The sequence below is a fragment of the Halorubrum sp. F4 genome, assembly GCF_027257195.1.
Classification (GTDB): domain Archaea; phylum Halobacteriota; class Halobacteria; order Halobacteriales; family Haloferacaceae; genus Halorubrum.
In genome coordinates this window covers 416169-440119 of sequence record NZ_JAPDFS010000002.1, presented here as the reverse complement: position 1 = coordinate 440119, position 23951 = coordinate 416169, and the positions used below count along the sequence as shown (strand labels likewise).

At 69.4% G+C, this 23951-nt stretch carries 22 protein-coding genes and 1 other RNA gene; 14 read left to right on the top strand and 9 right to left on the bottom strand.

The genetic code is table 11. The features are described 5' to 3' along the window. Positions 1-22: 22 nt before the first annotated feature. The 4 genes from OKW78_RS06960 (at position 23) to OKW78_RS06945 (ending at position 2967) form a co-directional block, all read left to right on the top strand. Positions 23-673: an HAD family hydrolase gene (locus tag OKW78_RS06960; protein WP_281194466.1), complete on the top strand. Its 651-nt coding sequence runs from the start codon at positions 23-25 to the stop codon at positions 671-673. Positions 674-858: 185 nt separating this feature from the next. Then, a complete protein-coding gene (locus OKW78_RS06955) occupies positions 859-1944 on the top strand; it encodes a right-handed parallel beta-helix repeat-containing protein (RefSeq protein ID WP_281194465.1) in 1086 nt (361 codons plus the stop codon). A 107-nt stretch (positions 1945-2051) separates the two neighbouring features. Further along, complete coding sequence (locus tag OKW78_RS06950; RefSeq protein WP_281194464.1) at positions 2052-2435, top strand: PadR family transcriptional regulator; 384 nt, start codon at positions 2052-2054, stop codon at positions 2433-2435. Between the two features lie 25 nt (positions 2436-2460). After that, positions 2461-2967 (top strand): CopG family ribbon-helix-helix protein, encoded by a 507-nt coding sequence (locus OKW78_RS06945; protein WP_281194463.1) that lies wholly within the window; start codon positions 2461-2463, stop codon positions 2965-2967. A gap of 8 nt (positions 2968-2975) precedes the next feature. Here the strand turns inward: OKW78_RS06945 and OKW78_RS06940 are convergent, their stop codons facing one another. Continuing rightward, positions 2976-5255: an AAA family ATPase gene (locus OKW78_RS06940; RefSeq protein ID WP_281194462.1), complete on the bottom strand. Its 2280-nt coding sequence runs from the start codon at positions 5253-5255 to the stop codon at positions 2976-2978. Positions 5256-5363: 108 nt separating this feature from the next. Between OKW78_RS06940 and endA the strand changes: the two genes are divergently transcribed. Beyond that, complete coding sequence (gene endA, locus OKW78_RS06935; protein WP_281194461.1) at positions 5364-6542, top strand: tRNA-intron lyase; 1179 nt, start codon at positions 5364-5366, stop codon at positions 6540-6542. 91 nt (positions 6543-6633) lie between these two features. Further along, entirely contained in the window at positions 6634-7794 is a 1161-nt protein-coding gene (locus OKW78_RS06930) for an inorganic phosphate transporter (protein ID WP_281194735.1), read from the top strand. 29 nt (positions 7795-7823) lie between these two features. On the opposite strand, the gene OKW78_RS06925 is transcribed toward OKW78_RS06930, so the two are convergent. After that, positions 7824-8255, bottom strand: a complete 432-nt coding sequence (locus OKW78_RS06925) for a universal stress protein (RefSeq protein WP_281194460.1) — start codon at positions 8253-8255, stop codon at positions 7824-7826. Between the two features lie 126 nt (positions 8256-8381). Here OKW78_RS06925 and OKW78_RS06920 point away from each other — a divergent pair, with 126 nt between their 5' ends. Next, complete coding sequence (locus OKW78_RS06920; RefSeq protein WP_281194459.1) at positions 8382-10013, top strand: tryptophan--tRNA ligase; 1632 nt, start codon at positions 8382-8384, stop codon at positions 10011-10013. A gap of 35 nt (positions 10014-10048) precedes the next feature. Here OKW78_RS06920 and ffs read toward each other — a convergent pair. Together ffs and OKW78_RS06910 are read right to left on the bottom strand one after the other, a co-directional pair. Beyond that, positions 10049-10360: signal recognition particle sRNA (ffs, locus tag OKW78_RS06915), an RNA gene on the bottom strand. A gap of 77 nt (positions 10361-10437) precedes the next feature. Further along, positions 10438-10845, bottom strand: a complete 408-nt coding sequence (locus OKW78_RS06910; protein ID WP_281194458.1) for a hypothetical protein — start codon at positions 10843-10845, stop codon at positions 10438-10440. A 114-nt stretch (positions 10846-10959) separates the two neighbouring features. Here OKW78_RS06910 and OKW78_RS06905 point away from each other — a divergent pair, with 114 nt between their 5' ends. The 4 genes from OKW78_RS06905 (at position 10960) to OKW78_RS06890 (ending at position 16325) form a co-directional block, all read left to right on the top strand. After that, complete coding sequence (locus OKW78_RS06905; protein WP_122106487.1) at positions 10960-11418, top strand: hypothetical protein; 459 nt, start codon at positions 10960-10962, stop codon at positions 11416-11418. Then, on the top strand, positions 11415-12584 hold the full coding sequence (locus OKW78_RS06900) for a nicotinate-nucleotide--dimethylbenzimidazole phosphoribosyltransferase (protein WP_281194456.1): 1170 nt from the start codon (positions 11415-11417) through the stop codon (positions 12582-12584). The genes OKW78_RS06905 and OKW78_RS06900 overlap by 4 nt, the downstream gene beginning before the upstream one ends. Before the next feature lie 72 nt (positions 12585-12656). After that, the gene (ileS, locus tag OKW78_RS06895; RefSeq protein ID WP_281194455.1) at positions 12657-15809 is read left to right on the top strand and encodes an isoleucine--tRNA ligase; all 3153 of its coding nucleotides are present in this window, start codon (positions 12657-12659) and stop codon (positions 15807-15809) included. A gap of 45 nt (positions 15810-15854) precedes the next feature. After that, positions 15855-16325: an N-acetyltransferase gene (locus tag OKW78_RS06890; protein ID WP_281194454.1), complete on the top strand. Its 471-nt coding sequence runs from the start codon at positions 15855-15857 to the stop codon at positions 16323-16325. Between the two features lie 13 nt (positions 16326-16338). On the opposite strand, the gene lrpA1 is transcribed toward OKW78_RS06890, so the two are convergent. The 3 genes from lrpA1 to OKW78_RS06875 form a co-directional block, all read right to left on the bottom strand. After that, positions 16339-16767: an HTH-type transcriptional regulator LrpA1 gene (lrpA1, locus tag OKW78_RS06885; protein ID WP_281194453.1), complete on the bottom strand. Its 429-nt coding sequence runs from the start codon at positions 16765-16767 to the stop codon at positions 16339-16341. A gap of 81 nt (positions 16768-16848) precedes the next feature. Next, a complete protein-coding gene (locus tag OKW78_RS06880; RefSeq protein WP_281194452.1) occupies positions 16849-17787 on the bottom strand; it encodes a thiamine pyrophosphate-dependent enzyme in 939 nt (312 codons plus the stop codon). A 3-nt stretch (positions 17788-17790) separates the two neighbouring features. Then, complete coding sequence (locus OKW78_RS06875; RefSeq protein WP_281194451.1) at positions 17791-19686, bottom strand: 2-oxoacid:acceptor oxidoreductase subunit alpha; 1896 nt, start codon at positions 19684-19686, stop codon at positions 17791-17793. Positions 19687-19877: 191 nt separating this feature from the next. Here OKW78_RS06875 and dph5 point away from each other — a divergent pair, with 191 nt between their 5' ends. The 3 genes from dph5 (at position 19878) to OKW78_RS06860 (ending at position 21590) form a co-directional block, all read left to right on the top strand. Beyond that, positions 19878-20675: a diphthine synthase gene (gene dph5, locus OKW78_RS06870; protein ID WP_281194449.1), complete on the top strand. Its 798-nt coding sequence runs from the start codon at positions 19878-19880 to the stop codon at positions 20673-20675. Positions 20676-20744: 69 nt separating this feature from the next. After that, entirely contained in the window at positions 20745-21128 is a 384-nt protein-coding gene (locus OKW78_RS06865; protein WP_281194448.1) for a cyclic nucleotide-binding/CBS domain-containing protein, read from the top strand. Positions 21129-21215: 87 nt separating this feature from the next. Continuing rightward, positions 21216-21590: a cyclic nucleotide-binding/CBS domain-containing protein gene (locus OKW78_RS06860; protein ID WP_281194447.1), complete on the top strand. Its 375-nt coding sequence runs from the start codon at positions 21216-21218 to the stop codon at positions 21588-21590. Between the two features lie 50 nt (positions 21591-21640). Here the strand turns inward: OKW78_RS06860 and OKW78_RS06855 are convergent, their stop codons facing one another. Together OKW78_RS06855 and artA are read right to left on the bottom strand one after the other, a co-directional pair. Then, the gene (locus tag OKW78_RS06855) at positions 21641-22888 is read right to left on the bottom strand and encodes an MgtC/SapB family protein (RefSeq protein ID WP_281194446.1); all 1248 of its coding nucleotides are present in this window, start codon (positions 22886-22888) and stop codon (positions 21641-21643) included. A 55-nt stretch (positions 22889-22943) separates the two neighbouring features. Next, positions 22944-23906 carry an archaeosortase A gene (gene artA, locus OKW78_RS06850; protein WP_281194445.1) on the bottom strand — a complete coding sequence of 321 codons (963 nt, stop codon included), beginning with the start codon at positions 23904-23906 and terminating at the stop codon, positions 22944-22946. Positions 23907-23951: the final 45 nt, after the last annotated feature.

Here is a 23951-nt window from a genome sequence, read left to right as displayed (position 1 = left end):
CTCGATGCCTACGAACGCCTCCATGGTCCTCGCCGAGTACGACTTCCACCTGTTCGACCTCGACGGGACGCTCGTCGACGCCGAGTGGGCGTACACCCGCGGGGTGTTCGACCGCGTCGGCGACCGCCTCAGTCGGCGCTTCTCGGACCGTGAGGCGTACGTCCTCTGGCACGGGCTCGGCGGCTCGCGCGCCGGGACCCTCCGCGGGATGGGCGTCGACCCCGACCGCTTCTGGCCGGCGTTTCACGACGTGGAGGACCCGATCGCCCGCGCGGAGGCGACGTACCTCCACGACGACGCCGCCCGGTTGCTCGACCGGCTCGACGCCGCGGACCGGCCGGTCGGGCTCGTCACCCACTGCCAGCAGTTCCTCGCCGACCCCGTCCTCGACCGGCTCGACCTCGACTCCCGGTTCGACGCGGTCGTCTGCTGTACCGACGAGACCGGCTGGAAGCCCGACCCGGGCCCCTTGGAGGTCGCGATGGAGGCGATGGGCGTTGATCCTCGCGACCGGGGATACTACGCCGGCGACGGCGAGAGCGACGTGGGTGCGGCCTGGAACGCGGGGCTCGACGCGGTCCACGTCGAGCGCGTCGGCCACGCGGATCGGGGGCGGTGCGTCCTCGGTGACCGCCGCGTCGAGGGGTTCGACGAGCTGCTCGAGGCGACGTAACCGACGTGTACGAGGCGAGACGACGCCAAGCACGTACTGGACACGGTGTGACGAGCCGCGTGACGATGCCACGGCAGAATTTTATATCCGAAGCGGACGTACGTGAGACCGCGTACTTCTCCTGTACTCCTACGGGAGAGGTGAACGAGATGATTCACGAAATCCAAACAATTCGACGGCGCTCCGTGCTGAAAACCATTTGCGGAACGGCAGTCGCGAGCGGTGCGTTCGTAGGAAGCTCGGCAGCGCAGGACGCGGTCGTTTCACCGGGAGAGAGTATTCAAGACGCCATCGACGGCGCGTCGCCAGACGACACGATCGTCGTGGAGAGCGGCACCTACAAGGAGGACGTGACCATCGACGTCGAGGGGGTGACTCTCGAAGGCCCGAACGCGGGCGTCGCCGGCGATGAAGGCTCCCGTGACGACGAGGCAACTATCGACGGACAGGTCGTTTTGAGCGAGGACGGGACCGCGCTCGACGGTTTCGAAGTCTCGCCACCGTCGGCTGAATCGACTCAGGGATCGGAAGCGATCAGGATCGGCAACACGCCGGCCGACGTTATCGTCGAGAACAACGTCGTCCGGGACTTCGAGCGTGACGATCCTAACGGCGAGTTCTACGGCGTCGACGGGATCAACGTTTTCGGTGGCGTGGCGGATGACCCGATCGAGGACGCAACGGTCCGACGGAACGAGGTACGGAACCTCCGGAACGAAGACCAGGCTGGTGCTGCCGGGATCAGTATACAGGGCAACGTCGAAGGTGCGACCGTTGAGGACAACGTCGTGACGGAAGTCGGCGAGGAGGTCACGGCATACGGTTTCGGAGTCGTGATCCGTGGTACCGGCAATCACGATGAAGTGCCGGAGGACGTCGAAGTCGTCGGGAACGATCTCACGGACGTGCTCTCCGATCCCGACTCGGAATTCGATGGGGTCGGTTTCGAAGTGGAAGCCGACGGCGAAGGGTATACCGTGACTGAAAACCGGATCGAAGGTAACAACCTCGGGGTCGAGATCAAGGTGGCCGCCGCCGAGACGGAGATCGATTTCAACGACATCGAGGACAACACACGTCGGGGGATCTTCAACGACGACGACGCGACCCTCGATGCCACCGACAACTGGTGGGGCCACGCCAGTGGTCCGGGTGGACCTGACGGCCGTCGGAACCCTGCGGGCAAGGAAGTGGGGAAGGGCGATGAGATCGAGGGTAGCGTCGAGTTCGATCCGTGGCTCAGACGGTCCATCGACAGCCCGTCTCGTTGATATCCGTCACGCCACGCGGTTCATTCCTGGGACGGGCTTAACGATGAGCGATCGAAGCTCTCGTCGTCGACCGAAACCGTCGTCAGGCCACGGCCGAAACGCGGCGTATGACGAAGTGGTTCCACAGCGGGCGGCGACGCGACTGCTGTGTGCTCGTGTACGCCGCCGGCGAGCTGCGGGCACAGTCGCTCAAGAGCCGGCTCGAGACCCACTACGACGAGCGGATCGATCCCCAGAGCTTCTATGCGACCCTCACCGCGCTGGTCGAGTCCGGCTACCTCACCCGTCGACCCGAGAGACTCGCCGACGTGTACGCGCTCACCGACGCCGGCGAGGCCGCCCTCCTCGACCACTACGAGTGGATCGCCGACCACGTCGACGGGGGGAGAGCACGGACGGACGACCGCGAGATCGCTGATGACGCCCCGCGAGACGACGCAGGTAAAACTCCCGATGACGCCGGCAGCGACGAGGTCGACCTAAAGGATTAACAACATCGAGGGAGTAAATTATTATATGACCGTCGTCAGCGTGTCGATGCCCGAGGAGTTGCTCGACCGACTCGACGAGTTCGCGGACGAACACGGCTACACCGGACGCAGCGAGGTGGTCCGGGAGGCCTCACGGAACCTCCTCGGCGAGTTCGAGGACGCTCGCTTGGAGGACCGCCGGCTGATGGCGGTGGTCACGGTGCTCTTCGACTACGAGACCACGAGCGTCGAGGAGCGGATGATGCGGCTGCGACACGAACACGAGGGGCTCGTCGCCTCCAACTTCCACAACCACGTCGGCTCCCGATACTGTATGGAGCTCTTCGTCCTCGAGGGGAGTCTCGCCGACATCTCCACGTTCGTCGGGAAGGTCCGCGCCACGAAGGACACCCTCACCGTCGACTACAGCGTGACTCCCGTCGACGAGTTCGGCGCGGGCGAGTTGGAGGCCGTGGAGGCCGCGACCGAGGGCGGCCACGGCCACGGCCATGCCCACGGGCATGGCCATGGTGACGGCGACGGCAACGAGTAACGCCGCGGCTACAACTGGGAGGCCGCCACGCTCGCGATCGCGGCCTCGAAGTCCTCCCCCGTGATCCCGACCTCGTCGGCGTGGTCGTTCGCCGCCTCGCCGTGCTCGTCCGCGACCCGCTCGATCGCGGTCATCGCCGCCTCGCGGCAGACCGCCGCGATCTCCGCGCCGGAGTAGCCGTCGGTCTCCTCGGCGAGCCGGTCCAAGTCCACGTCGTCCTCGACCGGCTTCTCGCGGGTGTGGACCGCGAACACCGCCCGCCTGGCGTCGCGGTCGGGGTCGGGAACCTCGACGTGGGTCTCGAGTCGACCGGGACGCAACAGCGCCGGATCGATCGCCGACCGGCGGTTCGTCGCGGCGAGCACCACCAGGTTCGGGTTGTCGCTCGCGCGGTCCAGCTCCGTGAGCAGCTGTGAGACCACGCGCTCGCCGACGCCGGAGTCACCCGCGCCCGCCCCGTCGCGGTCGGTCGCGATCGCGTCGATCTCGTCGAAGAAGACGATCACCGGGGCGGCCTGTCTGGCGCGGTCGAAGAGGTCGCGCACCGCCTTCTCGGACTCGCCGACGTACCGGTCGAGCAGCTCCGGGCCGGCGACTTCGATGAAATTGACGCCGCTCTCGCCGGCGATCGCCCGCGCGAGCAGCGTCTTCCCGGTTCCGGGCGGTCCGTGAAGGAGGACCCCCGTGGGCGGATCCGCGTTCGCCGCGTCGAAGAGCGGGCCGTACGTGAGCGGCCAGCTCACCGCGCGGTCGAGTTTCTCCTTCGCCTCCTCCAGTCCCCCCACGTCGTCGAAGTCCGTGGTGGGTTGTTCGGCGACGTACTCGCGCATCGCGCTCGGTTCGACGGCGGCGTGGGCCGCCTCGAAGTCAGCCTTCGTGACGGTCACCTCCGCGAGCGCCCGGGCGTCGTCCGCGCGAGCACGCCGGAGCGCGGTCATCGCCGCCTCCTGGGTGAGCCCCTCGACGTCCGCGCCGACGAAGCCGTGGGTCCGGCTCGCGATCCGGTCGAGGTCCACGTCGTCGGCGAGCGGCATCCGCCGCGTGTGGACGTCGAGGATCTGCCGGCGGCCCGCCTCGCCGGGGACGCCGATCTCGATCTCGCGGTCGAACCGGCCGCCCCGACGCAGGGCGGGGTCGAGCGAGTCCACCCGGTTCGTCGCGCCGATGACGATCACGTCGCCGCGGGCGTCGAGCCCGTCCATGAGCGAGAGCAGCTGGCCGACGACGCGGTTCTCCACGTCGCCGCCGTCGTCGCGCTTGCCCGCGATCGAGTCGATCTCGTCGAAGAAGACGATCGCGGGGGCCTGCTCGCCCGCCCGATCGAACACCTCGCGGAGCCGCTCCTCGCTCTCGCCTTTGTATTTCGACATGATCTCCGGGCCGTCGACCGTGATGAACGTCGCGTCCACCTCGTTGGCGACGGCGCGGGCGATGAGCGTCTTCCCGGTGCCCGGCGGACCGTACAGGAGGACGCCCTTCGGCGGGTCGATCCCGAGCCGGGTGAACACCTCTGGCTCGGAGAGCGGCAGTTCGATGGTCTCACGCACCAGCTCCAGCTCCTCGTCGAGCCCGCCGATGTCCTCGTACGTCGCCCCGGCGGTGTGCTCCTCGGGGGGACCGGCGTCGCCGCCGCGGGACCTCCCGCCGGCGCGGGACCCCTCGCCCGCGGGACGACCGTCGGTTCCGGGCGGGGCCGTGTGGCCGCCTCCGTCCGACCCCGGGTCGGTCCTCCCGCCACCGGTCTCGACGGTTCGATCGTCGACCCGAGCCCCTCGATCCTCGTCCTCGTACTCGACTGCCACGTCGGTCCCGGCGGTGACCCTGACGGTCCCGTCGGGCGTCGTCCCGGCGACGACGAACCGGAGGCCGCCGAGCCGTTCGACGTGGACGGCCTCGCCGCGGGAGATCGGTCGGTCCCGGAGGTCGCGGGCGAGCGCGCGTTCGACGACCTCCCGGCTCACGTCGACGTCGGCGAGGCGGGCGGGCGCGCCGAAGACGACCCGATCGGCGTCGACCACGTCGACGGGGCGGACGGTGACGCTGTCGCCGACCTTCACGCCGGCGTTGGCGCGGGTGTCGGCGTCGATGAGGACGGACCCCTCCTGCGCGTCGGGGGCGCCGGGCCACACCTTCGCGACGGCCGAACGCTCGCCGTCTATCCGGACCGTGTCGCCGCTGAGGAGGCCGAGTCGCTTGCGTGCGGGTTCGGGGAGCCTGGCGATGCCGCGGCCCGCGTCGCGCTTCTCGGCGGCGCGAACCGTGAGCCTGACGCCGGCGGTCTCGTTCATGCGTCGTCTTCCGTCCGCCGGCTCTTTACGCTTGTCCGACCGCACCCCCTCCCGACCGCATCCCTCCCGACCGCAACCCCCTTACCCCGGCCGGTCGCGAGTGCGACCATGCAACCGACAGGCGACCTCCGCGGCGATACCGTCCACGTCGGCGGGGACGCCAGACAGCGCTTTTACGACTCGCGCGGCTACGGGCGTCCGCTCGGCGGGAACGACATCGCGCTCTCCCGGATCGAGGCGGCTCATCTGCTGTTTCGCGGCGATCTCGCGGGAGTGACTCTCGACGGGGACGATGACGGCGCGGCCACCGACCCGGTCGGCTTCGAGCGGTTCTTCGTCGACAGCGCCGCTGCGGTCGACCGGTTCGCGGTGCGGTACCTCGTCTACGCCGACCTCCGCGACCGCGGGTTCTACCTCTCGCCCGCCCGCGATCCGTGGCCCGGGGGCCGGGTCGACGTGGCCGACGCGGTCGACGTCGTGGCCTACGAGCGGGGGTCGACGCCGGACACCGGGAACGTCCGCCATCCGGTGCGCGTCGTTGGCGAGCGCGAGTCGATCCCTGCCGGCGACGTGGCCGGCCAGACCCTCGCCGTCGTCGACGAGGAGAGCGACATCACCTACTTCGAGGCCGAATCGGCGAACGTCGAGGGATCCACCGACTACGAGCCGCCCGCGGACCTGGCGGGCGTCCTGCTCGCCGACCGCGTCGTGGTCTGGGACGCGCCGTCGGACCTCTACGAGCACGGATTCTATGGCCAGCCGCTCACGGGGCGGGCCGCCGCGGTCGAGGGAGCTCTCCAGCTCTCTCTCGTCGAGGCCACGTCGCTGGCGGCGGACGGCTCGCTCCGGCTCACGGAAGTCGTGGACGACGGCGGGGGCGAGAACGGATCCGAGACCCTCGATACGGGGGACGATCCCGCGAGCGCCGCGGCCGCGATCGTCGCCCGCGGCCGCGCCGTCGAGGGCGACCGGTTCGACCGCCGGCTGGCGACCTATCGCGACCTCCGTGACCGTCGGACCGTCCCCAAGACGGGGTTCAAGTTCGGCGCGGACTTCCGGACGTACCTCGACGTCGAGACGGTCGAGGACCTCCCGCACTCCGAGCACCTCGTGCGGGTGGTCGAGCCCGGCCACGCGTTCGCGCCGCGGGAGCTCTCGCTCGACGTGCGGCTCGCCGGCGGCGTCCGCAAGGAGCTGCTGTTCGCGCTGGTCGACGGAAGCGACCGGGTCGACGACGGCGCGACGGCCGGGATCGAGTGGCTCTCGATCGGGAGGCTGACGCCGTGAGGGCGAGACCGGATCGGTCGAGGGGATCCCCGTGACCCTCGCGGTCTCGTTCTGGGCGCTCGTCGTCTTCGCGACGGTCTCGTGTCTGTTCATGGCGTGGTCGCTCGGGGCCAACAGCAACTCGCCGCCGTTCGCGCCGGCGATCGGTGCCAACGCGGTGTCGACGATGCGTGCGGCGTTCCTGATCGGTATCCTCGCTGCCGCGGGCGCGCTGACGCAGGGCGGGGCGATCTCGGAGACGGTGGGCGCGGACCTGATCGACGGGGTCGCGTTCACGCCGCTGGGGGCGACGACCGGCCTGCTCGTGGCCGCGTCGTTCATGGCGTTCGGCGTCTACAGCGGCTACCCGGTCCCGGCGGCGTTCGCGACGACGGGTGCGATGGTCGGCGTCGGGCTCTCGATCGGCGGCGACCCCGCGTTCGAGACGTATCGGCGGATCGGGACGTTCTGGCTGCTCGTTCCGCCGGTTTCCGGCGGGCTCGCGTACCTCACGGCGACGCTACTGCGGCGAGACGACGTGCCGGACACCGTCGGCGTCCCGCTTCTGGCCGGCGTCGTCGCCGGGATCCTCGCGAACGTCCGGCTCGGCGTGATCCCGCATCCCCAGCGGGCGCAGGGGTCCGTCGCCGAGGCGGTCGCGGCGGCGGTGGCCGGTCGCGTCGCCCTCCCGACCGCGCTCGGCGTCGACCCCGTCGTCCTCCTCGTGACGCTCGCGTTCGCGGTCGTCGGGTTCCGGTTCATCCGCCGCCGGACGCAGGCCTCCGTCGAGAAGGGGATCCGGACGTTCCTGCTCCTCCTCGGCAGCGTCGTCGCCTTCTCGAGCGGCGGCAGCCAGGTGGGGCTCGCGACCGGGCCGCTGGAGAACCTCTACGGGACGGAGCTCGGGCTGCCCACGATCGCGCTCCTCGGCGTCGGCGCGACCGGCATCCTCGCGGGCGCGTGGATGGGCGCGCCGCGGCTCCTCCAGGCGACCTCGCGGGAGTACGCCCAGCTCGGCCTCCGGCGCTCGATCGCGGCGCTCGTGCCGGGCTTCGTCATCGCGCAGGCAGCGATCACGCTGGGGATCCCCATCTCGTTCAACAACATCATCATCTCGGGCGTCATCGGCGGCGGGTTCGCCGCGGGCGCGGCGGGGGTCTCCCGCCGGAAGATCGGCGTCACCGTCGGCTTCTGGGTCATCACGCTCGTCACGTCCGTCGCGATCGGGTTCGGCCTCTACCGCCTCCTCTCGACGGTGCTCGGGATCGCGTGAGGTCCGGGCGGTCCCCGTGTATCCTCGGATCACCGGACGACGGTGACCGTGACGGGTGCCTCTCCGACGACCGTGGTCGCGACGGTTCCCAGGAGTCGCCGGGCGATCGATCCCCGCTCGCCGCCGTGGCCGCCCATCACGACGTGGTCGACGTCGTGGGTCTCGACGTACGCGAGGATCGTCTCCGCCGGGTCGCCGGTCTCGACCGTCGTCTCGACGGTTCGATCCTCGGTGGCAGTTCGCTCTTGGGCGTCCTCGACCAGCCGCTGCGCGCGCTCTCTCGCCTCCCGCTCCCGTTTCTCGTCCGGCTCCAGCACTCCGCTCTCGGCCATGTCGGCGTCCAACGGGGTAATGACGTTCAGCACCGTCACCGGGCAGTCGAACGTCGCGAGTGCGTGTGCCAGCGCCTCCTCGGCCAGCGGCGAGCCGTCCAGAGGGACGAGCACGTGATCGGGAGCCATGTCGGACGGTCGGCCGGCGGAGGGATAAAGCCCGCAAGCCGTCGGACGTTCACGGACGCCGGACGCGTGCGAGCCGCTCCCGCGTACAAGCGAACGGTTTTTGCGTCGACCGACGGGAGAAACGGTATGGACGAGGACACCCCCCGCACGGACGGCGGGACCGAGCGCGTCGACGGCGAGCCGAGCGAGGACGTCGCGCTCGACCCGTGGGGGTCGGCGTCGGTCGGCGACTACGCCGACCTGTTCGCCGAGTTCGGTATCGAGGCGTTCGACGACGTCGCCGACGACGTCGCCGACCCGCACTACCTGATGCGCCGCGGCGTCATCTTCGGGCACCGCGAGTACGACGCGGTCGCCGAGGCGATGGCGAACGACGAGCCGTTCGCCGCGCTCTCGGGGTTCATGCCCACCGGCGACCCGCACATCGGCCACAAGCTCGTGTTCGACGAGCTGATCTGGCACCAGGAACAGGGCGGCGACGTCTTCGGGCTGATCGCCGACCTCGAGGCCCACTCGGCTCGCGGAATGTCGTGGGACGAGATCGACGAGCACGCCCGGAGCTACCTCCTGAGCCTCCTGGCGCTCGGGTTCGATCCCGAGGAGGGGGAGCTCTACCGGCAGTCGGACAACCGCGCGGTCCAGGACCTCGGGTTCGAACTCGGCTCGAAGGCCAACTTCTCGGAGTTCGAGGCGATCTACGGCTTCGACGGCGAGACGAACGTCTCGCACATGCAGAGCGTCGTCACTCAGACCGCGGACATCCTCTACCCGCAGCTCGTCGACGAGCCGAAGCCGACGGTGATCCCGGTCGGCCCCGACCAGGACCCGCACGTCCGACTGACTCGGGACCTCGCGACCCGCGTGCGCTACTTCAAGGTGACCGAGGCGTTCGCGAGCTTCGAGCTCGACGACGACGAGCGGACGCTGGTGCGTGCGGCCTACGACGCGCTCGCGTGCGACGGAGGCGACGCCGGCCGTGGATCCGACGACCGCGACGACGCCGAGACCGACGTGCGATGCGAGGCCGCCGCCGAGTGGCTCGAGGACTACGAGCCGCCGGCGGTCGACGCCGAGGAGGTCGACCTCGTCGATGCCAAGGCGACCGCCCTCGAGAAGCTGCGGGCCGGCGGCAAGGAGCCGCTCCGCCCGCGCGTCCGCTTCTTCGACCGCAACGCCACCGACGAGGCGTTCGAGGCGCTGATCGCGGCGGTCGACGGCGAGAAGCGCGTCTTCGAGGGCCACGTCGACGCGTTCGAGCTGACGCGGGAGGAGGCCGAGTCGCTGGCGCGGTCGGTCGAGATCGACCACGACGGATTCGGATTCCGGCAGCCCTCCTCGATCTACCACCGGTTCATGACCGGGCTCACGGGCGGGAAGATGTCCTCGTCCATCCCGGCGAGTCACATCTCGCTTCTGGACGACCCGGAGGACGGCTACGACAAGGTGCGCTCGGCGACGACGGGCGGGCGCGACACGGCGGAAGAACAGCGCGAGTTGGGCGGCGAGGCCGACGAGTGCCCCGTCTACGAGCTGTACGCGTACCTGCTCGCGGGCGACGACGACGGGCTCGCAACGGAGGTGTACTCCGAGTGCGTGAACGGCGAGCGGCTCTGTGGCGGCTGTAAGGAGCAGGCTGCCGAGCTCATGCGTGAGTTCCTCGAGGACCACCAGGAGAAGCGTGAGGAGGTCGAGGAGCTCCTCGAGGAGGTCGACATCGACCTCGACTCCGACCGGCGGGGCACGGGCGGCGAGCACTGATCGCGGTCGCTACGTGACTGACGATCCGGTATGAATGGTGGACGACCGGGGTGGCCCGGCGTTCCGGCACGGGGTATCCCGGTTGCCTCCTCCACCCCGCGACCCGACGAGCGACGGGCGTCCGGCGGTGGGCTGCTCGCTTCCGCGCCTGACCCGTTGTCGCCGACGAACCGCGACGGACCGCTCCTGCGAGCGGGCGTCGCGGACCGCTGTCCCCGGCGGACGAGGCTTCCACGTTGGCTCTCGGGGCCCGCGCCGGTCTATCCGGACGCGCCCGGTGTTCGGTCCCCGCTGAAGACTACCTCACGGGTGACGAGCGGGGCCTAACCGCCCGACCTAGTCCGGTTTCCACTACATCGGTGCCCCATAAGGGCCTTTCGTTCGCGGGATCCGAGCCGTTCGGATCCCTCCACGACCCCGCGTTTCAGCCCAACAGTTCGCGCGCGTACACGCCGGCACAGAGCGGTATCGGCAGCGAGACGACCGTCACGGCGGTCGCGTGGTGCTCCAGCCAGCGGTACTCGCCGAACATCGTCGTCGGCTCGATCGAGAGCCACCAGACCGCCGCGGTGAGCGTCGTCGCGGCACCGAGGACGACGAGCGCGCCGGCGAGCGTCCCCGGGTCGACGTTCCCCCGCTCGACGGAGGCGAACACGACCGCGCTCAACAGCGCGAACAGCGCGACCCCGCCGGCCCCTATCGGGCCGGCCGTGTAGTACCCGGCGAGTTGGGCGTCGAAGCCGGTCACGAGCGCGTACGGCGCGGCGAGCAGGAGGGCGCTGGCGAGCGCGGCGGCGATCCCGACCCGGCGGGAGCGGTCGCGGACGTTCATGTCCCGAGATACTCGGTCGGCGCGGTAAAAGGACCGGATCGCGATCGCTTCCCTCTCCGATCCCGTCGCCGTCGAGCCCGCACCGTTTTGGCTCCCCGGCGCGCACGGAGGGACATGTCGCTCGACATCGAGACGCCGGACCCGCCGGAGCTGTCCGCCGTCGACCCGAACGAGTACGAGGACGCCGACGTTGCCGGCGGCGAGTACCGCCGCGACGACCTCGAGGCGTTCCTGCGCGAGGGTGCCTGGGAGGAGGCGTTCTCGGAGTGGGCCGCCGACAGCGACCTCGACGAGTCCGACTGGCGGATAGTCGAGGACCTCGATCTCGTCTCCCGGTTCGACTTCTTCTGGGACTCCTTTGCCGACCGCGTGGGATATCACGCGCCGGGCATCCCCGAGGACTGGAAGGAGCGGGAGTACCACGCCGACCTCGACTCGTGGGGATCCGTCTCCGCGATCAACGCCGGACTCACCGAGCTCGGACAGGTCGTCTGTGACGTGCTCAAAGACGAGTACATCGACTGGGAATCGGAGTACGAGGCGCCCGACGACCTCCCGGACTTCGACGCGTGACCGTGTCCGATCCCGACTTTCCCTCGTCGGTCGACGGCTCCCCGTTGCCCGACTTCTCGCCGCCGTCGATCCCGGCGTTCGACGACGACGCGGCCGACGCCGCCCGCGAACGACAGGCCGAGCTGACGAAGCCGCCCGGAAGCCTCGGCCGGCTGGAGGACCTCGCGGTCGCCATCGCGGGGCTCACGGGCGATCCACGGCCGACGCTCGCGGACCCGACCGTCGTCGTCGCCGCCGCGGACCACGGCGTGGTCGACCGGGGCGTCTCGGCGTACCCGCAGGCCGTGACCCGAGCCATGGTTCGCAACTTCGCCGCCGGCGGGGCGGCGGTCTCCGCGATCGGCGAGGTCGTCGGCGCGGACACGCTCGTCGTCGACGCCGGCGTCGACGGGCCGCCGGTCGAGGTCGACGAGTGCGACGGAGACGACACGATCCCCGTCGTCGACGAGCGGATCGGCTCCGGCACCGACGACGTCTCGAAGGGCCCGGCGATGTCCCGGGACGACGCGATCGCGAGCCTGGAGGCCGGCGTGCGGACCGCCCGGACGCGACTTTCCGACGCCGGGATCGTCGCGCTCGGCGAGATGGGGATCGGCAACACCACGGTCGCCGCCGCGCTCACGGCGGCGCTGGCCGGCGCGGATCCCGACCGGGTCACGGGTCGGGGAACCGGCGTCGACGAGGAGACGCGAGCGCACAAGGTCGCAGTCGTGGAGCGAGCGCTCTCGCGAAACGGGCTCGACGGCGGCAACGGCGGTGATGGCGTGGGTGCCGGCGGCGACGGAGCTGACGTCGGTGGACCCACCGACGCCGTCGAGGTCCTCCGCCGCGTCGGCGGCTACGAGATCGGCGTTCTCGCCGGGATCGCGCTCGGCTGTGCGGCCGACCGGACGCCGGTCGTCGTCGACGGCGTGGTCTCGGGCGCGTCCGTCCTCGTCGCCGACGCGGTCGCGGGCGACGTCCGGCCGTACCTCCTCCCCTCGCACGTCGGCAGCGAGCCGGGCCACGCGGTCCAGTTGGCCGCGCTCGATCTGGACCCGCTCTTCGATCACGACCTCCGGCTCGGTGAGGGGTCCGGCGCGGCGCTGGCGCTCGCGACCTACCGCGCCGCCTGCCGAACCCACGACCGGATGGCGACGTTCGCGGAGGCGGGGATCGAGCGGTGAGCGGGGTCGGAGGCGACGACGGCTGAACGCGGAGTTCGCCGTATTCAAATACGCGGGAGCGGACACACTCGTATGGAGCAGATCGACGACCAGTACACGCCCGCCGACGTCGAGTCGGCGGTCGAGGAGTACTGGGACGACGCGGACGCCTACGAGGCGGCGAAAGAGGCGCACGCCGACGACCCGCCCTTCTTCTTCGTCGACGGCCCGCCGTACACCTCCGGGCAGATGCACCTCGGCACCGCCTGGAACAAGACGCTGAAGGACGCCGTCATCCGGCACAAGCGGATGACCGGCCACCGGGTCACGGACCGGCCGGGCTACGACATGCACGGCCTCCCGATCGAGGTGAAAGTCGAGGAGGAGCTGGGCTTCGAGAACAAACGCGACATCGAGGAGTACGGGATGGAGGCGTTCATCGAGCGGTGCAAGGAGTTCGCCCTCGAGAACCGGGCGGCGATGGACGAGGACTTCCAGTCGATCGGCGCGTGGATGGACTGGGAGGACCCCTACGAGACGATCTCCCCGGAGTACATGGAGGCCGCGTGGTGGGCGTTCTCCAACGTCGCCGACAACGGCCTCGTCGAACAGGGCAAACGCTCGATCTCGCAGTGCCCGCGGTGTGAGACCGGGATCGCGAACAACGAGGTCGAGTACGAGGACGTCGAGGACCCCTCGATCTATGTGAAGTTCCCGCTCGCCGACCGCGAGGGGAGCCTCGTGATCTGGACGACGACCCCGTGGACGATCCCCGCGAACACCTTCGTCGCCGTCGACGAGGAGCTCACCTACAACGCCGTCCGCGCCGAGCGGGACGGCGAGGAGGAGCTGCTCTACGTCGCCGCGGAGTGCGTCGAGGACGTGCTCTCGGAGGGGCGATACGAGGAGTACGAGATCGAAGCGGAGCTCTCGGGTGCGGACATGCTCGGATGGGCGTACGACCACCCGCTCGCGGACCGCCTCGCCGAGTATCCGGACTTCGAGGGCGCGGGGCAGGTGTACGCCGCCGACTACGTGGAGGCCGACCGCACCGGACTCGTCCACTCCGCGCCCGGGCACGGTGAGGAGGACTTCCACCGCGGCAGCGAGCTGGGGCTCGAGATCTTCTGTCCGGTCGAGCCGAACGGGGAGTTCACGAAGCAGGCGGGCGAGTACGCCGGGCAGTTCGTCCGCGACGCCAACGAGGAGATCATCGCGGACCTCGTCGACGACGGCCACATGCTCGCACACGGCACGGTCGACCACAGCTACGGCCACTGCTGGCGGTGTGACACGGGGATCATCCAGCTCGTCACCGACCAGTGGTTCATCTCGATCACGGACGTGAAGGAGGACCTCCTCGCGAACATGGAGGAGTCGGAGTGGCACCCGGGATGGGCCCGGGACAACCGCTTCCGCGACTTCATCGAGGACGCGCCCGACTGGAACGTCTCCCGGCAGCGCTACTGGGGGATCCCGATCCCGATCTGGGTGCCCGAGGACGCCGAGGCGGGGAACCTCGACGAGGACATGATCGTGATCGGCACCCGCGAGGAGCTCGCGGAACGCGTCGAGGAGGACGTCGACCCCGACTCGATCGACCTCCACCGTCCCTCGGTCGACGACCTGACGATCGTCGAGGACGGGACGACCTACCGGCGCGTCGAGGACGTCTTCGACGTCTGGCTCGACTCGTCGGTCGCCACGTGGGGGACCCTCGGATACCCGACGAACGAGGCGGCCTTCGAGGAGCTGTGGCCCGCCGACCTGATCATCGAGGCGCACGACCAGACGCGCGGCTGGTTCTGGTCCCAGCTCGGGATGGGGACCGCCGCGGTCGGTCAGGTCCCCTACGAGGAGGTGATCATGCACGGGTTCGCCAACGACGAGGACGGCCGCAAGATGTCCAAGTCCGTCGGCAACATCGTCACGCCCGAGGAGGCGATAGACCGGGCCGGCCGCGACCCCCTCCGAACGTATCTCCTCTCGCACGACCAGCAGGGCGTCGACCTCGCGTTCGAGTGGGACGGCCTCGGGGAGATCCAGGGCAAGCTCAACATCCTCTGGAACGTCTTCCGCTTCCCGCTCGAGTACATGGAGCTCGACGGTTACGACCCGGCCGAGGCGGACTTGGACGACGCCGAGCTCGAACTCGTCGACGAGTGGGTGCTCTCGCGGCTCCAGTCCGTCGAGACGGAGGTGACCGAGGCGTGGGACGACTACCGCGTCAGCGACGCGGTCAACGCGACCATCGAGTTCGTCACCCAGGACGTCTCCCGCTTCTACGTCAAGGCCGTCCGCGACCGCATGTGGGAGGAGGCCGACTCCGCCTCGAAGCGCGGGGCGTACGCGACGCTCTCGACGGTCCTCGACGAGACCATCCGGCTGCTCGCGCCGATCGCGCCGTACCTGACCGAGCGGATGTACCGGACGCTCGACGGCGAGGCGACCACGGTCCACGCCCTGTCGTATCCCGAACCCGACGACGACCTGCGCGATACCGGGCTCGAACGCGACGTGGCCGTCCTCCGCGACGTGGAGGAAGCCGCCGCGAACGCGCGCCAGCAGGCCGGTCGGAAGCTCCGCTGGCCCGTCCCGCGCGTCGTCGTCGAGACCGACGACGACGCGGTCGCGGGCGCGGTCGACCGCCTCGCGGACCTCATCGCGGATCGCGTCAACGCCCGCGACGTTCGCGTCACCGACGCGTTCGACGAGCTCGTCGAGAGCGCGGAGCCGCGGATGTCGGAGATCGGCCCCGTCTTCGGCGGCGACGCCCAGCGAGTGATGGAGGCCGTCCAGGGCGCGACCCGCGAGGCGGTCGAGGCCGGCGAGCTCACGCTCGACGGAGAGCCGCTCGACCTCGACGACTCGATGGTCGAGTACGTCGCCGAACCGCCCGAGAACGTCACCGGGGCGGACTTCGACGGCGGGACGGTGTACGTCGACACCTCCCTGACGCCCGAGATCGAGTCCGAGGGGTACGCCCGGGACGTGATACGCCGGATACAGGAGATGCGCAAGGAGCTCGACCTCGACGTCGAGGCCCGGATCCGGCTGGGGGTCGCCGTCGACGACGACCGCGTGGCCGGCTTCGTCGACGAGCACGCCGACCTGATCGCGGACGAGGTCCGCGCCGACGCGTGGCTCGAGGGACCGACCGACGCCGCGAGCGACCCCGACGGACTCACGGAGGAGTGGGACGTCGAGGACGTCACGGTGACTATCGGGATCGCCCCGGTCGCCTGAGCCGCCCCCGAAACGTATACCTAGTCCCCTCTCCACGGTTCGTGTATGCGTGTTCGACCGGCGCGTCCCGGCGACGCCGAGACGCTTCGGACGACGGTTTCACGGGCCCGCGAGGCGACGGTGTTCGACGACATCGGCGCGCCGCTCCTCGACGTCTCGGCCGCGGGCGTCAGGGAGGCGGCCGTGGGCGCGGAGTGCTGCTTTCTAATGGAAGACGGCGACGGCCCGATCGGCGTGGCGATCGCCCATCCCGACGAGACGGGACCCGAGGCCGAACTCCTCGCGCTCTGGGTCCACCCGGAGCACGTCGGTGAAGGGGTCACCGAGGACTTGCTCTCGCGCACCGCCGAGGAGCTCGCCGACCACGGCGTCGACACGCTCCGTGCGAGCGTCCCCGACGACCGTCCGAGCGCCCGGGAGTTCTACCGCGCTCACGGGTTCTCCCGACGTGCGGTGCGTCGCGGTCCCGCCGGCGACGAGGCGGTCGTGGCGGTCGACATCGACGCCATCCGGTGACGGGGAGAAGCGCTCACTTCAGTCGTTCCTGGAGGAACGACGGGTGTGCGGCGGTGACGCCGTCGACGGCGAGCAGCTCGTCGTTGATGACGTCGCCGAGCTCGTCGCCGTCGGCCGCGCGAACCTCGGCCATCAGCATGTGGTCGCCGGAGGAGGTGTACAGTGACTCCACCTCCTCGAGGGCCTTCAGATCGCGGGTCGCGGAGACGTACTCGCCCGAGTCCACGTCCATACCGACGATCGCGATCGACTGCGTCGAGAGCTTCTTCGGGTCGACGTCGGCCGAATAGCCGACGATGACGCCCTCCCGTTCGAGCTTATCGATGTACTTTCGCACCGTTGGCTTCGAGACGTCCGCCCGCTCGGCGATCTCCCCACAGGAGGCCTGCGCGTCCTCCTCCAACACCGAGAGGATACGCTCTTCCGTCGATACGGTACTCATGTGAACTCCTTTGTCACCACGGAAAAAATACCTTCCGAACCCGAAAAACCGGAGTCGGCGTCACGAACCGGGCCGATCAGTTCACTCGTGTTTGTCGACGAACCGGTCGTACGAGCGCTCCCACTCGTAGTCGTCGTCCCAGTAGCGCTCGGCCAGCGGCTCCTCGGGCATCTCACCGATCTGACGCTTCTCCTGGCCGTAGGAGGGTCGGTCCTCGTCGACGTAGAACCGACCGGTGAGGACCTCGCCGTCGTATAGCGCCTCCTCGGTCGTCCGCATCATCGCGGCGGCCTCGACGCGGTCGGTCTTGTCGAACTCGTAGTCGTCGGACTCGTTGACGTCGATGTACGGGACGTACTGGCGGGCGTCCTTGTTCCAGGTCGGACACTGCGTCAGGAAGTCGACGTGGGCGAACCCGTCGTGTTCGATCGCCTCGATCAGGATCTCCTTGGCCTGGTTCGGGTTGACCGCGGCCGTCCGGGCGACGTAGGAGGCCCCGGCGTTGAGCGAAAGCGAGAGCGGCTTGAGCGGCTCCTTGGCGCTGCCGTGTGGTTGGGTCTTCGACTTGTGACCCTTCGGGCTGGTCGGGGAGGTCTGTCCCTTCGTGAGCCCGAAGATCTCGTTGTTGAACACGATGTAGGTCATGTCGTGGTTCTCCCGGGCCGTGTGGATGAAGTGGTTCCCGCCGATCCCGTAGCCGTCGCCGTCGCCGCCGGCGGCGATGACCTCGAGATCGGGATTCGCGAGCTTCGCGGCGCGGGCCACGGGCAGCGAGCGCCCGTGGATCGTGTGGAATCCGTAGGTGTCGAGGTAGCTGTTCAGCTTCCCCGAACAGCCGATCCCCGTACAGAGCAGGGTCTCCTCGGGCGTGCGACCGACCTCCGGGAGCGCCTGTTTCAGCGCCTTCAGGACGCTGAAGTCGCCACAGCCGGGACACCAGGTCGGCTGGGGCTCGACGGTCGGGGTGTACTCGTCGCGGTCGATCTCTCGCTCCTCTCCGATGGCTGAAAACGTGCTCATTGGTTAATCACCTGCTGCTGGGACGAAGGTGGTCTGATGGCCGGACGCGTCGCCGTCGCCCTCGATGATCGCGGCCTCGAAGCCGTCGACGATCTCGGCCGGCTCGAACGGGTTCCCGTTGTACTTCAGGAGGCTCGACAGCTTCTCCCCGTACTGGCCGAGGTTCTTCTGGACGAGCCCGCGGAACTGTCCGGAGGCGGTCATCTCGACGACGAGCACCTCCTCGACGCTCTCGATGAACGTCCGGACCTCCTCGGTCGGGAACGGGAGCATGTCGGAGACGCCGAGCGACTTCACCGAGACGCCGGCGTCGTTGAGGCGGCCGACGGCCTCCTCGACGGTTCCCTGCTGGCTCCCGAACGTGAGGACGCCGTACTCGGCGTCGTCGGGGCCGGCGTACGAGCTCGTGTCCTCGGTGTCGAGGTCGGCGCGGATCGCCTCGAGCTTCTGGGTCCGCCGGTCGATCTGTGCGACCCGGTTGTCGGGCGACTCGCTGATGTGGCCCGTGGGGTCGTGCTCGTTGCCGGTCGCGAGGTAGCGACCGCCCTTCTGGCCGGGGATCGACCGCGGGGTGACGCCGTCCTCGACGTCGTGCTGGAAGCGGTGGAACTTGCCGTCCGCCGAGTGGGGCTGTTCGGCGAGCTCCTCCTCGGAGAGCGTCTTCCCGAGCGTCGGGTTCGGCTCGCGGTCGAAGTGGCTCTTGGGGACGTTGACGAGCTCCCCGCCGAGCTTCTGGTCGTACAACAGGATCGTCGGGATCTGGTACTCGTAGGCGAGCCGGAAGGCGAGCCGCGACTGCTCGTACGCCTCCGCGACCGTGCCGGGCGCGAGCACGACCCGTTGGGAGTCGCCCTGGGAGGTGTACAGCACGTGTTCGAGGTCGGACTGCTCAGGCTTCGTCGGCATTCCGGTCGAGGGACCGGCGCGCATCGCCTCCACCAGTACGAGCGGCGTCTCCGTCATCTCCGCGAGCCCGAGCGGCTCGGACATCAGCGCGAAGCCGCCGCCGGAGGAGCCGGACATCGCCTTGACGCCGGCGTGGGAGGCTCCCACGGCCAGCGCCGCCGCCGCGATCTCGTCTTCGACCTGTTCGGAGATCCCGCCCAGTTCGGGCAGGTTCTGGGTCATGATCGTGAACACTTCGGTCCACGGCGTCATGGGGTAGCCCGCGATGAACCGACAGCCCTCGTCGATCGCGCCGTACGAGATGGCGTCCGAGCCGGACATGAGCAGCTGCGTCTCCTCGTGCTCGCCGGTCGGAACCGAGACCTCGACGGCGTCGACGTCGTACTCCTCGCGGACCATGTCGTAGGCGGTCTCGAGGATCTCGAGGTTGGGGTCGAGGATCTTCTCGGGCATCGCGTCCCGCATCAGGTCCTCGACGTGTTCGAGGTCCATGCCGATCAGCGCGCAGGTCGCGCCGACGCCGGCGGTGTTGCGCATCACCTCACGACCCATATCGCGGGCGAGCCCGCGGAGGTCGAGCGGGAAGACGTGCCAGCCGTTCTCCTCGACGCGCTCCTCGAAGTTCGGGATCTCCGAGGGGTCGAGGAGTCCCTCGTCGTAGACGATGACGCCGCCCTCGCGGAGCTCGTCGAGGTTCTCCGAGAGCGGCTTGATCTCCTCGTTCCCGTAGACGGCACCCTCCTGCGGGTTGCGGGCGAACGAGTCGCCGAGCGCCAGGAGGAAGTTGTAGCCGTCACCGCGGGACTCGACCGGGTCCGCGGCCGCGCGGATCTCCGTGTACGTGTGGCCCCCACGGATCCGGGACGGATAGTGCCGGTGTGTGAACACGTTCAGCCCCGATCGCATCAGGGCCTTCGCGAAGTTCTGGCTGGTGGAAGCGATCCCGTCGCCGGATCCTCCCGATATCCGCCAGATGAGTTCTTCGTCAGTCATATTGTGGATCTTGGCCCGGTAAGGCCCAGTGGCCGGACATTGTGTCGGTCTCCTCTTAGGGCTTGCTATGGATTCACATGAAACGATCATGAACGACCATCGGAGCGAGCGCACCTCGTCGGTGCGTACGGGGGTCTCCGGGGTCGTCGACGGTCCGCGTCCTTTTAGACGGTCCTCCCCGGAACGGCGGTATGCTCACGTTCATCGGGCTCGGCCTCTACGACGAGCGCTCGATCACCGTCGAGGGGCGCGAGGCGTTGCGGTCGGCCGACCGCGTCTTCGCGGAGTTCTACACCAGCCGGCTCGTCGGCGCGGACGTCGCGGACCTCGAGGGCGCTCACGGCGTCGATATCGAGGTGCGCGACCGCGAGGGCGTCGAGCGCGACCCCGAACCGATCCTGGCGGCCGCCGAGGCCGGCGACGCCGCCTTTCTGACCGCCGGCGACACCATGATATCCACGACGCACGCCGACCTCCGCCTGCGGGCCGAGTCGCGCGGGATCGATACCCGGGTGATCCACGGCGTCACCGCCCAGTCGGCCGCCTCGAGTCTCACCGGCCTCCAGAACTACCGGTTCGGGAAGGCCGTGACGCTCCCGTTCCCGTACGCACACGGCGGCGACGACGTGCCGGGAAGCGTGATCGAGACGATCGAGGCCAACCGCGAGCGCGGGCTCCACACCGTCGTCTACCTCGACATCAAGGTGGGAACCGGCCCGTCGGGCCCCGACCCCGACCACGAGGAGTACATGACCGCCGACCACGCGGCGGGCCTCCTCGCGGACGGCTGGCGGGACGAGCTGGCGATCGTCGTCGCCCGTGCCGGCTCGCCGGACGCGGTCGTCGCCGCGGGTCGGCTCTCCGTGCTCGCCGAGCGCGAGTTCGGCGACCCCCTCCACCTGCTCGTGATCCCGGGCGACCTCCACCACGTCGAGGCGGAGGCGCTCGTCGGACTGGCGGGCGCGCCGGAGTCGATCCTCGAGGAATGATCGGGATCCCGCTCGAGGAGTGACCGAGACCCTCACGATTAATTACCGTGGCCATCGTCGGCGTGGCACATGAACGACGTACCCGTCGGTCGGCTCATGTCGACGGAGCTGGTGACGGTCGGCCCCGAGACCACCGCGGCGGCGGCGGCCGAACGGATGTTGGAGACGGGCGTGAACTCGATCCTCGTCGTCGACGACGCCGGGAGGCTGGAGGGGATCCTCACGGGGTGGGACTTCGTGCGGCTCGTCCGCGAGAACGACCCCCACGACCGGACGCTCGTCGGCGAGTGTATGACGACCGAGGTCGTCACCGCCTCGCGGAACGACTCCGTCGAGGCGCTCTCCGACCTCGCCGACGGCGAGTACGGCCACCTTCCCGTGACCGACGACGACGGCGTCGTGGTCGGGATGTTGTCGACGACGGACCTCACCGAACACCTCGCTCGACGGTAGCTCGGCGTCGGGGAAGCGGTGCCGCGCGACGATCGTAATGGTCACGCCATTCGGAAGAACCAACACCCTCGGCGATCGACGTGTGGTATGGACTTACACGATCGCACCCGCGTCAGCGAGGTCATGTCGACGCCGCTCGAGACGATCGCCGGCGACGAATCGATCCGCGAGGCGGCCCGTCGCATGCACGAGAAGGACATCAGCGCGCTCGTGGTCACCGCCGGGAGCGGCTGTATCGTCACCCAGAGCGACATCGTCGGGGCCGTCGCCGACGGATCGGACACGGAGGAGACGCTCGTGCGGGACGTGATGACCGAGGACGTGGAGACCGTCACGCCGGACCTGCTGATGGAGGAGGTCGCGGCGATGATGACGATGTACGGCGTGAAACACCTCCCGGTCGTCGACGACGACTACGTCGGCATGATCTCCTCGACGGACGTGGCCGCACACCTGTCGTAGTCGGCGCTTCGGCGGTCGAGGAGGTCGCCGGCAGGAGGTCGGATCCGGATTCAAAACAGGAGCAGCGGCGCGCCCACGACCAGCCCGACGGCGATGAGCACGAGGTTCCAGACCAACACCGGCCGGACGAGCTCGCGACCGATGCTCGCGGCGAAGGCCGTCTTCACGAGGATGCTGGAGGCGGTCCCGGCGACGATCCCCGCGACCGCGGCGTCGACCGTGACCTGTCCGGTGGCCAGAAGCGAGACGGCGGTCGTGGTCGCCGTTCCAGAGGAGACGAGCCCCGCGAGGAACGCGGTCGCGACGAAGCCGGTCGCGCCGAAGGTCCGCTCCGCGCCGGCGGAGACGAGGAGCACGAGGAGGAACAGCCCGCCGAAGGTGAGCGCGTTCCGGAGGCTGAAGGGCGAGGTGAGCTCCGCCTCCAGGTCAGTCCGCCACTCGCTTCGCCGGAGCGCGATCCCGACGCCCGCGACCGTGATCGCGCCGAGCGGCGCGCCGACGGCGAGCGCCGCCTCGGGAACGAAGACGACGACGAGCGCCGCGTTCCGCAGGGCCATCGCCGCGTTCGCGAGGAGGATCGACCCGACGGCGACCCCGACGAGGTCCTCACGACCCCTCGCGCGTTTGGCCATCTCGGCGACGACCGCGGTGGAGTTCACGAGCCCGCCGAAGAAGCCGGTGACGGCGTACCCGCGGCCTTGGTACTTCCGGACCAGCACGTAGTTGACGAACCCGATCGCGCTTATGGCGACGACGAGCGACCAGACCAGCCGAGGCTGGACCGCTCCCCACGGGTCGACCGTCTCGGCGGGCAGGATCGGGAAGACGACGAACGCGAGGATCGTGAACTCCACGGCGCTTCGCACCTCCTCGCGGGAGAGCCCCCACGCGAACTGGTGGAGCTCGCGTTTCAACACGAGCAGGAACGACGAGAGCACGGCCACGGTGACCGCCTCCAGAAAGAGGCTCGCCGCGACGAGGGTGCCCACCCCGTAGGCGACGAGCATCGAGACGGACGTGGTCAGAGAGAGCCCCTCGACGTCCGGCTCGACGAAGCTCCGGACGGCCAGAAGCACCGCGCTGGCGACGATCAGAACGCCGCCGACGACGAGCAGCCCCGGCTCGTCCGCCACGGAGAACACCGCGGCGGCGAGACTGACGAGCGCGAACGTCCGGATCCCCGCCGACTTCTGTGACCACTCGCGTTCGAGCCCCAGGAACATCCCCAGGAGCGTCGCCAACACCAGCTTGGCGACGTTCGTCTCCAGGTAGAGCAGGGGGTCGATGCCGCTCAACACGACGGGTCACGCCTCCGTTCGTCGCGTCGGATAGGTTCCACGAGTCACCCCTCCGTCACCGATTGGTCGGCTCTCGCGGGAGGTCGAGCGCCTCCGTGAGGTCGTGTTCCTCGCCGGTGAGCACGTAGAGGACGTCCTCGAGGATGACGACGAGTTCGGGGAGCTGTCTGGCGACGAGGTAGGTGATCCCGATCAGCGCGACGACCGCGAGCAGCTGGCTGATGATCCGGTCGGAGACGAGAAACGAGACGCGATAGGGGTCGGTCGCGCCGAACATCGCCAACACCAGCTCCGGCTGCCACTGCATGTACTGGTTGCCGGCGACGACCGTGATGAACGTGGTCCGGAGGATGTTGAGCACGTAGATGAGCGGGATGGAGACGGCGAGCGCCCGGAGCTTCCGGTCGAGCGGCCCGTCGACCGCGGCGACGAGCCCGCCGAAGATCGCCATGCTTCCGAGCCCCGTGCACGCCAACACGACGTTGATCCGCATCCGATGGCCGTCCTCCAGCGTCCACGCGAAGGCGGCGTCGTATCCCTCGTAGTTCGCCACCCGTTCGGGCGCGTATCCGAGCAGATCGATGAGGAACCCGGTCTGGTCGGCGACGATCTCGATGAGGACGCGTCGGGGTTCCGGCACCGCCACGCCGGCCAGTGTAAACGCGGGAATCGTCTCGAACGGGAGGTAGACGAAGAGCATGATCGACACCGCCCGCGTGAGCGTGAAGAGCGATGCCCGCCCGTCGTACAGCAGGTATCCGACGTAGATACAGGCGGGGACGCCCACGAGCGCGAGGATCGACTCGACGTAGCTCTGGTGTTCGAACGCGAAGTACGGGACGGTGGTCAGCCAGAACAGCCCGAACAGCCCCCAGGTACTCGCCGCGAGCGTGCGCCCCGCCGCGTACCCGCGGGCGTCGAGCAGCCAGGCGGCCGCGAAGAGGACCGCGACGATCCACGCGAACGTGAACGTGTCGGGGACGACGCTCAGTATCGCGGGGACGCCGGGACCGAACATGTCGAGAGAGTCGGAGGTCGTCGAATAAAGCCCTTGTCGTTGCCG